General features: G+C 64.7%; 11 protein-coding genes. 1 reads left to right on the top strand and 10 read right to left on the bottom strand.

The features are described 5' to 3' along the window. Positions 1 to 5: 5 nt before the first annotated feature. The 10 genes from ACNAOH_RS01050 to tpiA all read right to left on the bottom strand — a co-directional run bounded on the left by ACNAOH_RS01050 (position 6) and on the right by tpiA (position 11,073). On the bottom strand, positions 6 to 878 hold the full coding sequence (locus ACNAOH_RS01050; RefSeq protein WP_443970944.1) for a helix-turn-helix domain-containing protein: 873 nt from the start codon (positions 876 to 878) through the stop codon (positions 6 to 8). 111 nt (positions 879 to 989) lie between these two features. Continuing rightward, a complete protein-coding gene (gene ptsP, locus ACNAOH_RS01045) occupies positions 990 to 3,206 on the bottom strand; it encodes a phosphoenolpyruvate--protein phosphotransferase (RefSeq protein ID WP_443970943.1) in 2,217 nt (738 codons plus the stop codon). 161 nt (positions 3,207 to 3,367) lie between these two features. Further along, positions 3,368 to 4,159, bottom strand: coding sequence for a LysR family transcriptional regulator (locus ACNAOH_RS01040; RefSeq protein ID WP_443970942.1), 792 nt, complete (start codon positions 4,157 to 4,159; stop codon positions 3,368 to 3,370). Positions 4,160 to 4,162: 3 nt separating this feature from the next. Then, entirely contained in the window at positions 4,163 to 4,561 is a 399-nt protein-coding gene (gene apaG / locus ACNAOH_RS01035) for a Co2+/Mg2+ efflux protein ApaG (RefSeq protein ID WP_443970941.1), read from the bottom strand. Between the two features lie 32 nt (positions 4,562 to 4,593). Next, positions 4,594 to 5,799, bottom strand: coding sequence for a trans-sulfuration enzyme family protein (locus ACNAOH_RS01030; protein WP_443970940.1), 1,206 nt, complete (start codon positions 5,797 to 5,799; stop codon positions 4,594 to 4,596). A gap of 131 nt (positions 5,800 to 5,930) precedes the next feature. Then, positions 5,931 to 6,377 carry an OmpA family protein gene (locus ACNAOH_RS01025; RefSeq protein ID WP_443970939.1) on the bottom strand — a complete coding sequence of 149 codons (447 nt, stop codon included), beginning with the start codon at positions 6,375 to 6,377 and terminating at the stop codon, positions 5,931 to 5,933. A 209-nt stretch (positions 6,378 to 6,586) separates the two neighbouring features. Continuing rightward, on the bottom strand, positions 6,587 to 8,416 hold the full coding sequence (locus ACNAOH_RS01020; RefSeq protein ID WP_443970938.1) for a cation:proton antiporter: 1,830 nt from the start codon (positions 8,414 to 8,416) through the stop codon (positions 6,587 to 6,589). A 59-nt stretch (positions 8,417 to 8,475) separates the two neighbouring features. Next, positions 8,476 to 9,519 (bottom strand): 3-isopropylmalate dehydrogenase, encoded by a 1,044-nt coding sequence (gene leuB, locus ACNAOH_RS01015; protein WP_443970937.1) that lies wholly within the window; start codon positions 9,517 to 9,519, stop codon positions 8,476 to 8,478. A gap of 63 nt (positions 9,520 to 9,582) precedes the next feature. Beyond that, positions 9,583 to 10,317, bottom strand: a complete 735-nt coding sequence (gene recO / locus ACNAOH_RS01010) for a DNA repair protein RecO (RefSeq protein WP_443970936.1) — start codon at positions 10,315 to 10,317, stop codon at positions 9,583 to 9,585. A gap of 18 nt (positions 10,318 to 10,335) precedes the next feature. After that, a complete protein-coding gene (gene tpiA / locus ACNAOH_RS01005; protein ID WP_443972007.1) occupies positions 10,336 to 11,073 on the bottom strand; it encodes a triose-phosphate isomerase in 738 nt (245 codons plus the stop codon). A 181-nt stretch (positions 11,074 to 11,254) separates the two neighbouring features. Between tpiA and ACNAOH_RS01000 the strand changes: the two genes are divergently transcribed. Continuing rightward, positions 11,255 to 13,204, top strand: a complete 1,950-nt coding sequence (locus ACNAOH_RS01000; RefSeq protein WP_443970935.1) for a SurA N-terminal domain-containing protein — start codon at positions 11,255 to 11,257, stop codon at positions 13,202 to 13,204. Positions 13,205 to 13,223: the final 19 nt, after the last annotated feature.

Raw genomic sequence — 13,223 nt, 5'->3', positions numbered from 1 at the left:
TGCACTCAGTTGGCCGCTGCGTTGCCTGGCCCGGCGCTGTTATCTGCGGGCGCTGCCGCAGGATCAGCAGGCGCTCTCCCCCGGGCAAGCAGTGCAGCGCCGTTGATCGGCACGTCGGAGATGGTGCGCTCTGCGGTTCCCAGCGGCGGCACGGCCTGCCCGCCGACCGTCACTGCAAGCGCATCCGGCCGGCCAGTCAGGATCATCGGGTTATTCGCATCGGCCGGAACGGTGTAGCTCTCGCCCTTCGCCATCGCTTTCTCAAGCAGGCGCTTGCCATCACCATCGTAAATGCGCAGCCACACCTCGTCGACGGCCGTGAGCACCACTGGCCCCACAGGCTGAGGGACTGACGCCGCGCGCTGCAAGGCACTGCCCGCCGTGGGCGTCGTCACCCGCGTCTCGGGCTGCGCGGCCTCGGCGATCTCCTGATCGGTCGGGTGCGTGTTCAACTGCATCCGCCAGATCGCGTATCCACCGGCGATAAGCAGCGCGAGAACTGCCGTGGTCAGCGCCAGATAGCGCGGCGGAACGCTGTTCGAAGAAACCGGCTCCTCAGGCACGTAGCGATCCTGACCGATATGGCCGCCCTGCTCCTCGATCTCCGCGCGGACTTTCGCCACAAGAGCCGTCTCATCGAGGCCGACGGCACGGGCATAGGCCCGCGAGAAGCCAGCGCAATATGTGATGCCGGGAAGCGCGGAAAACCGCCCTTCCTCCAGCGCCAGAAGGTGCCGCCGAGGCACGCGCGTGCGCTGAGCCAGCTCCTCAAGGCTAAGCCCTGCGGCCTCGCGCGCCGCGCGCATGTCCTCACCGGAGGTCGTCTCCTTGACCTTGTCGTCCGGCTTTTCCTGAGAGTCGTTGGTTTTAGCAGCCATATATGTTCCGACTTAACAGGCGTGTAACGAGGGTGTCTCGCGGAAAGGCTGAACTGTCAACATGGGAAGGCTCACAGGACAGCGGCAAGCGAAGAAACTGCGCGGCGAACGCTAACCGAGTTCGATATTCTGGTCCGCCGCCCATTGCTGCAGCGGGCCACGGATATTGCCGTTCCCGCCGGCCAGCATGTCCGACATGAACGACGAAAGCTGCTCGGCATTCACCGAACGTATCATGGCCTTAACCGGCCCGACCGATGCCGGCGTGATGGACAGCCGGTGAATCCCGATGCCGAGGAGCGCCATTGCTTCGAGCGTGCGCCCGCCCATCTCGCCGCAAACACCCACAGGCACTTGGTGGGCGCGGCACGCCGAAACCACCCGGTTCAGGAAGCGCATGATCGCGAGCGACAGCCAGTCGTAACGCTCGGCCAGCTTGGGATGAGCGCGATCGGCAGCAAACAGAAACTGCGTCAGGTCATTGGTGCCTATCGAGAGGAAATCGAGCTTGGGCAGCAAGATGTCCAGAACCTCCGCAAGCGCTGGAACCTCCAGCATTGCGCCATAATGGACGGCGTTCGGTAGCTTCTTGCGGCGGAGCGCGAGCCACTCCCGCTGCTTCTCGAACAGCGCCTTTGCCTGATCCAGCTCCCAGGGCTCGGAAATCATCGGGAACATGACATGGAGCGAACGTCCTGCCGCTGCTTCCAGGAGGGCGCGGGCCTGCGCTTTCATCAGCCCGTCGCGCTCAAGGGCAAGGCGCACTGCACGCCATCCCATGGCCGGGTTCTCTTCCGGCTCGGCATCCGCATCGAAAAGATAGGGCAAGGCCTTGTCGCCGCCGATGTCAACAGTGCGGAAGATGACCGGCCGCGAGCCCGCCGCGTCGAGCACTTCCCTGTAAAGCCGCTGCTGGCGCTCACGCTGCGGCAGGGTAGCGGAGACGAGGAACTGGAACTCGGTGCGGAACAGGCCGATGCCATCGGCACCCGTCACGTCCAGGGCCGCCACGTCGTCCCGCAGGCCGGCATTGACCATCAGCTCGACGCGCTGGCCATCGAGCGTAACCGCCGGTTCGTCACGGAGCGCAGCATAAGAGGCGCGCTTCTTCTGCGTTACCACGAGCTGGCTCTCAAATGCTTCGTCCATCGGCACGGACGGCCGGATGAACAGACGGTTCTGATTGACGTCGAGCAGCAGGAGGTCGCCCTCGTTGATGAGCTGGCGGGTATTCTTGATGCGGCCAAGTACCGGCACGCCCATTGCGCGCGCGACGATCGTGACGTGCGCCGTTAAAGAGCCTTCCTCCAGCACCACGCCCTTGAGCCGCCGCCGGTCATATTCCAGCAATTCGGCAGGCCCCAGATTGCGGGCAATGAGAATGGCGTCCTGCCGGAGCCCGAGTTGCGCCGCCGTGCCCAGCTGGCCCGAGACGATACGGAGCAGGCGGTTGGAAAGATCCTCCAGATCGTGCATCCGGTCCTGAAGGAGCGGATCGTCGATCTGGCGCATGCGCATGCGCGTGCGCTGCTGCACCCGCTCGATGGCCGCCTCTGCCGTGAGGCCCGCGTCGATCGCCTCATTGATGCGGCGTGACCAGCCCTCGTCATAGGCGAACATCTTGTAGGTATCGAGCACTTCCTGATGCTCGCCATCGCCACCGAATTCAGCCTGACCCGCCATCCGGTCGATCTGCTCGCGCATCTTGGCGAAAGCGGAATAGACGCGCTGCCGCTCCGCCTCGATATCCTCCGCGACCGTATGCTCGATCGTGATGCGGGGCTGATGAAACACGGCATGGCCGCGCGCCATACCCATGACGAGTTGGAGCCCGGAAAGAATGGAGGAGCCGGTTTCCAGTGGCCGCTCGTCGACCGGATTTTCGTCGATCAATCCGGCATTGGCGATCAGTTCGGCGAGCACCATTGCAACGGTCTGCAGCGCCTCGATCTCGACTTCCTGATAGCGTCGCGATTCAAGATGCTGGACAGCAAGTACGCCCACGGCACGCGCGCGATGGACGATGGGCACGCCCGCAAAGCTGTGAAAAAGCTCCTCGCCCGTCTCCGGCCGGTAAGCGAAGTCAGGATGCGCGGCGGCTTCCTCAAGGTTCAGCGTATCCACATTCGCCGCGATCGTGCCAACAAGCCCCTCCCCCAGTGCCAGCCGGGTGACATGGACAGCCTCCTGCTTGAGGCCACGGGTCGCATAAAGTTCCAGCAGGCCTTCGCGCAGAAGATAGACCGAGCAGACCTCGCTGGAGAGCTCCTCCCCTATGATCTCGACGACCTTGTTGAGCTTCGCCTGAGCGTTGAACCGAGAAGCCATCACTTCATGCAGGCGCTGCAATATCTTGCGCGCGGACGCGACGGCGGTTCCTGGTTCTTGGATTTGCGGGCTCGGCATGACCCGATCGCTATCAGATGAGTGGTTCAGATGCTAACGCCTTCGATTGTGCGGCGCAGCGCTAGTGTTGTTTCGGTCGCGGATCAGGCGGTCAGCATGGCGACGAGCGCCTTCACCTTCTTCTGGCGCCATTGCGGCAGCGGCGCGATCACCCAATAGCCCTGCCCCGCCTTGTCCGAGTTCGCCACTTGCACGACCCGGCCGCTTGCGATCTCCGCACGGGCAATCAATTCCGGCACGCTTGCCCGGCCGAAGCCGTGGGCGGCGGCATCGATCGCCAAGCCCGCATCGGCAACGCGGATCAGTATGGCGCCTCCCTCTTGCGGACAGCCCGGCCAGCCAATGACGCCATCCGCCGCGCCAGACGGCGCCGCGACGGTAACGAACCTACCTTCGTCCAGCGGCGCGCCTTCATAGCCCTGCGCGTCACTGGTCAGGCGAATGGCGAGATCGAGATTGGCCTCGGTGAAATCCAGCGCCTCGTCCGCCGCGACCAACAGGAACTGGACCGAGGGATTTTCGGCAGCATAGTCGGCAAGACGGGCGCTCAGCCATTTCGCAGTGAGATCGCGTGGGGCAGCAATGGTGATATGCTGGCTGGACTGCCCGGCCTGCATCGCGCGCACGGATTCCTCGATTTCGAGAAAGCCCTGGCGAAGTGCGGGCAGGCCCGCCTCTGCCTCCGGAGTGAGTTCAAGCCCCTTGGGAGTGCGGCGAAAAAGCACCACGCCCAGCATATCTTCCAGCGCGCGAATCTGCTGGCCGACAGCCGCAGGCGTCACCGCCAGCTCATCCGCAGCGCGCGTAAAGGACAAGTGCCGCGCCGCCGCGTCGAGGACGCGAAGGCCGTTCAGGGGAAGGTGCGTTCGCTTCATCGCTTAGCCGGAGACCGCAGGCGCAAGCAGGCTGAAGCGGGGGATAGCCACCTCCACAAGCGCGCCGTCCTCATCCAGCATGCCGTACATGCCTTCCATCCAGCCAGTCGGCGTCGTGAGCGGGCAGCCGGACACATAATCATAGGCAGCGCCCGGCCGGATGACCGGCTGCTCGCCGACCACGCCTTCCCCCTCGACATGATGCAGCGCCCCGCGACCATCCGAAATGGTCCAGCGACGCGTGAGAAGCTGCACAGGCGCCGGACGGCCATTGCGAATCCGGATATGATAAGCCCAGAACCACCGCCCCCGATCCGGCTCCGACTGCTCCGGCAGAAAGGTGACGGCGACATGGACCGTCACGCCCTGTGTTTCGAGCTCGTAGGGGAAGAGGGCTTTCATGCCGTCATCGATAGTCCGTGGCGCGGCCCAAATCAAAGGCCCACCTTCGACAGTGCCCGATCGATGTCGTCAATGATGTCCTGCGGGTCTTCCAGACCAACATTGATGCGGATCATGCCCTCCTCGATACCGGCCAGTGCGCGCCCTTCCTCGCCCATATTATTGTGGGTCGTGGACGCGGGGTGACAGAGCAGGGTGCGCGAGTCGCCGATATTGTTGGAGATGTCGGCGAGCTCCAGCGCATTGAGCATCGCCATCGCCTGCGCGCGGTCTTCCAGGAAGAAGGAGAAGATGGGTCCGGCGGCGCGCATCTGCGCCATCGCCAGATTATGCTGGGGGTGGCTGGGAAGGCCGGGATAGAGCAGGCGCGGAACGCGGCTCTCCATGAAGCGGGCGAGAGCCAGCGCATTCTCCGATTGCTTCATCGCGCGCAGTTCCAGCGTTTCCAGCCCCTTGAGGACGATCCACGCGTTGAACGGCGCGATATTCGGCCCGGTGTTGCGCTGGAATGGCAGCAGCACATCGTTGATCCACTGCTCCGTGCCGCACACCGCGCCAGCCAGCACGCGCCCCTGCCCGTCCATCAGCTTGGTCGCGCTGTAAGCGACCACATCCGCACCGAAATCGAGGCAGCGCTGAAGCACGGGGGTGGCGAAGGCATTGTCCACCACGGTGGTGATTCCATTGCCGCGCGCGATACCGCAGACATGCGCCATGTCGACGATGTCCATTGTGGGGTTGGCGGGGGTCTCGAAGAAGAACACCTTGGTGTTGGGCCGGATCGCCTTCTCCCACGCGTCATTGTCGCGCGCGTCGACGATCGTGTTCTCGATGCCGAAACGGGTCAGCACATTGTCGATAATCCAGCGGCACGAGCCGAAGGCGGCACGGCCCGCGACGATGTGATCGCCCGCGCTGAGCTGGCAGAGAAGCGCAGTGGTCATTGCCGCCATGCCGGTTGCCTGCGTGCGGCACGCCTCAGCCCCTTCCATGAGCGCGATGCGCTCTTCCAGCATCTGCGTCGTGGGGTTCTGCAGGCGGGAATAGGTCATGCCATCCTGATCGCCAGCGAAGCGCGCGGCGACGGATTCGGCGTCGTCATAGGTATAACCGGAGGTGAGGAAGAGCGCCTCGCTTGTCTCGCCATGTTCGGACCGCCAGGTGCCACCGCGCACTGCCTGCGTGGCGGGACGCCAGTTGCGCGTTGTCGCCCGATCGAGACCCGTTGCCTTCTTCATGCCGTCACCTGCTTCACTTGTCCTCGCGCTCGCAGCCCATCGCCATCGGAGTCTATGGCTGCTTCGCCTGATCGCAATTGCCGCCAGAGCGAACGACCGCAACCCTATTTGCGCGCCGCTGCTCTTTTTCGTCAGCTTGCCGGTGCGGAGGCCGGCTTTGGCAGGCTGACCGGGACGGCTCCCGGCGCTTTGGGGATGTCGATGTCCACTTCCACGCGCCGGTTCTTCGCCCGTCCCTCCGGGTCATCGCTGCCGTCCTCATGCGCATTGGGCACTGCTGGCCGGGTTTCGCCGAGCGCGATGACAGTGATGCGCTGCTTCTCGACGCCGCGTTCGATCAGATAGTCCCGCACGCGCTCCGCCCGAATGCGCGACGCAACGAGATTGTCGCCATCCGAACCGCGAGAGTCGCTGTGGCCGCGCAGAACGATTGGGCCACCGGTTTTCATCACCGGCGCTTCTAGAAGGGCGTCCACCGCGTTGCGGCCCGCATCGTCGAGCTTGAGCCCTGCCGCGCCGAAAAGAATCACGACATGGACGGGCTCGATCGCGGGCGCTTCCGGTTTTGACGCGACCACTTCGGGACGCAATATGGAGCGCGCCTCTGATGACTCGGCCGCGTTGTCGGCAGGGCCAGCGGCAGCGTTCCCCAGGACTGACCGGTTCGATGTGATGTCGGAAGCAGTCTCGTTTGCAGTTGGGTGTTCACTCCCTGTCGGTTTGCAGCCCCCAAGAAGGGCAAGGCCAGCCGCCCCGGCAAGCATTGCGCGGCTTCTGAAAGCAAACGTCATGACGCCACCTCTTCCTTTCTCGCCTTCGCCGCGCCCCGTCGTCGGGATGTGGGCGGAACATAGGAAATGATCGTATCGCCGGGCTGCGGCTGTGGCCGCGACGCATGAGTGAAGAAGCGGATCACGCCGTTTTTGCGAAGAAGCAGCACCATGTCCGCCTCCTCGGGAAGGTCCGAGCGAATTGCATCGAAACCAAACTGATCGCTGATCCGGGTCTTGCGGAAGGTCCACCCCGCTCGTTCCCGCTCGACAATATCTTCTACGCCCAGCCCGGACGCGAAGAGCGCGCGCCCGCGCAGAGATTCAGGCAGGGAGCGATGGTCCTCATCGACCGCGTCGCCAAGCTGATAGACATTGTCCCGACCCAGCTTGGGCGCGAACTCATTGCAGACGAGGGCATTATAAGCCTCGTTATTCGTCACGGCTGCCAGCACCTGAAACTGAGTGAAGTCGAGCCGCTCCTCGGTAACCTCGGCCAGAATCTCCCCGTGATAAATCGGGATCTCGGCTTGCCGCGCGGGGGAAAGGCGCTGCCAGCTATTGTCGCAAATGGTGACCGGCACCTCAAGCTGACGAAGCTGCTGGGCGAGCGCGAGACTCCACGGCGTGCCACCCACGATCAGCAAGCCACGCTCGGTGGCCCCTGTCACTTTCAGCAACCGCGCGACGGCGCGGATCGAAAAGCCGTGCGCGATGATCGTGGCGATGACCACCGCGAAGGACAGGGTAACGAGGATCGATCCATCCCCGTAGCCGATGCGATCCAGCCTCAGCGCGAACAGGCCTGAAATCGCCACGGCCACAATGCCGCGCGGCGCGATCCAGGCAACGAGCAACCGTTCATTCCATGGCACACGCGTGAATGCGAGGCTCAGCAGCACCGTGGCCGGCCGGACGATGAACAGCAGAGCGAGAAGGAAACCCAGGAAGCGCCACTCGAAGCGCTGCAACACCTCGAAATCCAGCGAAGCCGAAAGCAGCACGAAGACGCCGGAGATCAGGAGAACGGTCACGTTCTCCTTGAAGGGCTGAATATCCCGCAGCGACGTGAGGCGCATATTGGCGAGCGCGATACCCATGACGGTCACGGTGAGCAGGCCCGTCTCCTGCTGAATGGCATTCGACAGGACGAAGACGCCGATCACCGCGACGAGAAGGACGGGCGCCTTGAGATATTCGGGAACATGGCCGCGCGGAAACGCCCAGCCGATCGCGCGGGCGGCAAGCCAGCCCATCAGGCCAGCGAACGCCGCCGCCGCGAGGAGCGCCAGAACGACGCTGGCGAGCGTGCCGCCTTCCTCGACCCGGCGAAGATATTCGTAGGTGACGACGCCGCACAGCGCGCCGACGGGATCGTTGACGATCGCTTCCCACTTGAGGATCGCCTGTGGCCGCGCAGCGACATTGCTCTGGCGCAGCAGCGGGAGGACCACTGTCGGCCCCGTCACGATCAATATGCCCGCGAAGAGGATCGCAACCGGCCAGACGAGGCCCGCAATGTAATAGCAGGCAATCGCGCCGAGGAACCATGCAATGGGAGCCCCCAGCAACACAAGCCGGGTGACGGCGCCATCCGTGCGGCGCAACTCACGAAAATTGAGGCTAAGGCCGCCCTCGAAAAGAATGATGGCGACGGCCACCGAGATCATCGGCTCCAGCAAGGAGCCGAATATATGCTCGGGATCGATCAGCCCCAGAACAGGCCCGGCGATAACCCCAGCGCCAAGCATCAGAGCAATCGCCGGCCAGCCCGTCCGCCATGCAATCCACTGGGCGCCTATGCCGAGCGCTCCGATGAGCGCAATCACGAGTGGCGTCTGTTCCACGCCCGGGGGAATAGCGCCGGGGGGAGCGATTGCAACCCCGCGGCGCCGTCATTCATCGCTCAGAGGGCGGCGAGAACCGCGTCGCCCATGGCCGCCGTGGAGAGGCTGCCGCCCAGATCCGCTGTCCGCGCGCCGCCGTTCAGCGCCGCCTCGACCGCCCGCTCGATACGGTCCGCCTCGTCGGGAAGGCCGAGCGAAAAGCGCAGCATCATCGCGGCGGAAAGGATGGTCGCCAGCGGATTGGCTTTGCCCTGCCCGGCAATATCCGGCGCGGACCCATGGATCGGCTCATAAAGCCCCTTGCCCTGCGCATCGAGCGAGGCCGAGGCGAGCAGCCCGATCGAGCCGACGCACATGCTCGCCAGATCCGAGAGAATGTCTCCGAAGAGATTGCCGGTCACGATCACGTCGAACTGGCCGGGATCGCGCACCAGCTGCATGGCGGCATTGTCCACATACATGTGGCTGAGCGTCACGTCGGGATATTCGGCGGACAACTCGACCACCACGTCGCGCCAGAGCTGGCTCGTTTCCAGAACGTTCGCCTTGTCGACCGAGCAGAGCTTGCCGCGCCGGGCCTGAGCCGCGCGAAAACCGCTATGGGCGATGCGGCGCACCTCGTCCTCATTGTAGGACATGATGTCATAGCCCTCACGGGCGCCGGTCGGCGTGGTGCGCATGCCCTTCTCGCCGAAATAGACATCGCCGTTGAGCTCACGCACGATCAGCAGATCGATGCGGCTCGCGACTTCCGGCCGCAGCGCCGAGGCGTCCACAAGACCCGGATAGACACGGGCGGGGCGAAGATTGGAGAAAAGCGTCAGCGCCTTGCGCAGGCCAAGGATCGCCTGCTCGGGGCGAAGATGGCGATCGAGCGCGTCGCACTCCGGATCGCCCACGGAGCCGAACAGGATCGCGTCGGCCCGGCGGGCGATGTTGAGTGTCTCGGGCGGGAGCGGATGGCCGACCGCTTTATAGGCCGCGCCGCCGACCAGCGCTTCCTCGAAGACCAGTCCGGGGATCGCCAGCGCTTCCAGCACGCGCTGCGCCTCGCGCGTGATCTCGGGACCGATACCGTCTCCAGGAAGCAGGGCGATACGCATGAATAAACCTCTCTATCTCGAACCGTTCGGGCTAAGCCGAAGCCCCTGCCCAAAGCCTCCTTTTCACGCAACCGCTCTTTTGAGGCGCTCGACCAGCCGCCCACGCGCCGCGAGAATATCCGTGCGCCGGTCGCCGAGCAGCATCCGGTCAAGAAAATGCTCGGTAAGATCAAGTCCGGCGAAGATCTGCGGCCAGTCCGCTTCACCGCCTTCCACAAGAAAGGCAGGCAATGGCAGCAGACGTTCGGCATAGCTCCCCGCGCCGGCCTGACTTACCGCGCGGCCGCTGCGCGGCGAGACATAGGCGAGATCGTCCAGAGCACCGGTCACAGCACAGCGCTCCAGATCAAGGCCGAAGCCCAGTTCGGCAAGCAGGAGCAATTCATAGCGGACAAGCGCCACGGCCCAGCCGCGCGCGGCGGGGGCTGCTGCAACGGCGTCCAGCACTGCGCTGAGGCTCATATAGACCGCCGGATAAGGATGCCCCTCCGGCAGGACCGCAGCAGTGAGCGCGCAGGTCCAGTCGACTGCCGCTGCAGGCAAAGGCTCGGCAAGCAAGGGCCCGCGACTTTCTATCAGCTCGACCGAAAGGCTGGCGAGTTGATCCGGCGTGCGTGCGCGGAAGCGCGCTGTGACGACGTTCCCGGCCATGAGGACCGGGCGCATTCGCGTCGAGCGGCCGCCCTGCACATAGCCGGCGAGAAGGCCGGCCTCAGCCGTCATGGCGCGAGCAATCACCCCATGCTCGCCATGAGGCCGGACAGCGCAAATGATGGCCGTGGCGGCGAGGCTGTTCATCCCCGCGCGCTCACGATCTCAGGCGGCCGCGATGATCGGCGCGAACTTGGCGGCCGTGAGGCTTGCGCCGCCCACAAGCGCGCCATCCACATCGTCAAGGCCGAGAATGTCAGGCGCATTGTCCCCCGTCACCGAACCGCCGTAGAGGATACGCATCGTATCAGCCTTGTCGCCGATCACGCCGCGCAACGCCGAACGAAGCGCGCCATGCATCGCCGCAATCTCATCGATCGTGGGAATGACGCCAGTGCCGATGGCCCAGATCGGCTCATAGGCAATCGTGAGCCATTCGGGGTCCGCATCCGCCGGAAGCGAAGCGAGAAGCTGGTCGCTGACCCACTGCTCTGCCTTGCCCTCATTACGGACAGCGGCATCCTCGCCTACGCAGAGCACGACCGAGAGACCGTGCGCATGGCCTTGCGCTGCCTTGATGGCCACATCCGGGCTGGTCTCGCCATGATAGGTCCGCCGCTCGCTGTGTCCGACCAGCACGGCAGTCGCGCCCACATCGTGGAGCATCGCGGCCGAAACATTGCCGGTAAACGCACCATGGGTCTCGCCATGCACATCCTGTCCGCCGATCGCCACCACGCCAGCACGCGGCACGGCTCGGGCAATCAGCGTTGCTGGCAGAAACAGCGCGACATCAACCGTCGGCTTTTCGGCCGCCAGTGCCGCAATGGCATCCACTTCTTCCAGATGGGCGGCGAGCCCGTTCATTTTCCAGTTTCCCGCGATCAGGGGTCGACGCTGCACCATCGTCCCTTGGTCCTCCTTGGCTGTTGATCTTGTGCGCCGTCGATGGACTCCGCCCGCCCGTTTGTCCAGCGCCGCATGGCACATAGCGTCGCCGAAGCGCACAGCGCGCTTGATGCGGGCAAAAGCCCGCCCTAAAGCGGCGGGCCATGCCTGCCTTGAAGAACCGGAACGAGAGCCAATGAACATCTTCAGACGCCTGATCGGCTCGAAACTGGGCGGCGTTATCGCCCTGCTTTTCATCGGCGTGATCGCGCTCGCTTTCATTCTGGGCGACATCAACAACAATAATGGCACCGGGGGCCTGTTCGGCCCATCATCCGGCGAAGTTGCACGCGTCGGAAAGCAGAGCCTGACGGTGGCCGAGGTGCAGTCCCGCGCTCAGCAGATCTTCGAGCAGATGCGCCAGGAGCGGCCAAATCTGACGATGAACCAGTTCCTCGCGGAAGGCGGCCTCGACCAGACCGTCGATGCGATGATCGCTGCCCGCGCCATCGCGGCCTATGGCGAAAAGCAGGGTTTTCGGGTGAGCAAGGCGCTGATCGATGCCGAAATCGCGCGCATCCCGGCATTCGGGGACGCGACGGGCAAATTCAATGAAGCCCAGTTCCGCGCGCTTCTCGCGCAGCGCGGCATTCAGGAAAAGGATCTCCGGGCGGATATCGCCAACCAGATCATGGAGCAGCAGATCATTACGCCGGCAAGGCTCGGCGCCTTCGTGCCCGAGACGATGGTCGGCCCTTATGCCCGGATGCTGATCGAACAGCGCAAGGGCGAGGCGGTTGCCGTGCCGTCCGTTCGCTTCGCGCCGAAGGAGCCGCCGGCCGAGAACGTTCTGCGCGCTTATTACAACCAGAATCAGGCTGAGTTCTCCGTGCCGGAACAGCGCAAGCTGCGCTATATGCTGGTGGAGCGCAGCAAGTTCGAAGCGACGGCGACGCCCACCGAGGCGGAAATCGCCGCGGCCTATAAGTCACGCGCTGCGCAATATGCCGCGCGGGACAGCCGCAGCTTCACGCAGCTGATCGTTCCGACCGAAGCCGCCGCGCGCGATCTCGCCGCGAAGGCCAAAGGCAGCTCGCTGAGCGCCGTGGCGAGCGCCGCAGGCCTTTCGACAAGCAAGCTGAGCGATATCGACAAGGCCGGTCTGACCGGACAAAGCAACGCTGCGCTGGCCAATGCCGCCTTCGGCGCGGCGCAAGGTGCGCTTGTCGGGCCGATCCGCGCACCGCTGGGCTGGACACTGATCCATGTGGACGAGATCCGCTCCGTACCCGCCCGCTCACTGGCCGACGTTCGGGCAGAGCTGGTCGCCGAGCTGAGCAAGACCAAGGCCGCGCAGGCCTTCAGCGACGATCTCAGCGCGATCGACGGGCAGATCGGCGACGGCGCGACATTCGCGGAAATCGCCAAGGCGCGCGGCCTTCAGATCCTGGAAACGCCGATGATCACGGCGCAGGGCGTGAAGCTGGGCGACCCCCTCTACAAGCCGGACGAGACCCTGAACGCGATCCTAAAGCAGGGCTTTGCGATGGGAACCGACGATGATCCGCAGATCGCCCCCGTGCGCTCGGACGAAGTCGCGGCTATTGTCGCGGTGGCGGAAAGCACGCCCGCAGGACCGATGCCCTTTGCGCAGGCCCGCGCCGGCGTGACCGTCGCATGGACGCTTTCGCAAGGCGCCGCCAAGGCCAAGGCGGCGGCGGACGCACTCGCCAAGGCGATTTCCAGCGGGCAGTCCGTCGCGCAGGCCATGGCTGCAACCGGCCTTACCGGATCGCAAACGCAGCCGATCGAGGCGCGTCGCGGTGATATTACCCGTGGTGGCGCACAGGTGCCCCCGCCTCTCGCCGCGCTCTTCACGATGAAGGCAGGCACGGCCAAGGTGCTTCCGCTCGACCAGAAGCGCGGTTTCGTCGTGGTCCGGCTCGACAGCATCGTGCAAGGCGACCCCGGCGCGGCGCAGCAGCTCGTGGCGCCGACCCGCTCGGGCCTAAAGGACGTGTTTGGCGAGGAATATGCCCAACAGCTCGCCATTGCCGCGCGGCAGGAAGTAGGCGTGACGCGCAATGCGGCCGCCATCGCCGCGATCGCCAAGGCGCTGCGCGAGGCGAACGGCAGCGCCCAGTGAACCCGACGACACAGAACCA

The sequence above is a fragment of the Sphingobium sp. CR28 genome, from assembly GCF_052327305.1.
Classification (GTDB): domain Bacteria; phylum Pseudomonadota; class Alphaproteobacteria; order Sphingomonadales; family Sphingomonadaceae; genus Sphingobium.
This window is presented reverse-complemented; position numbering and strand designations above follow the sequence as displayed.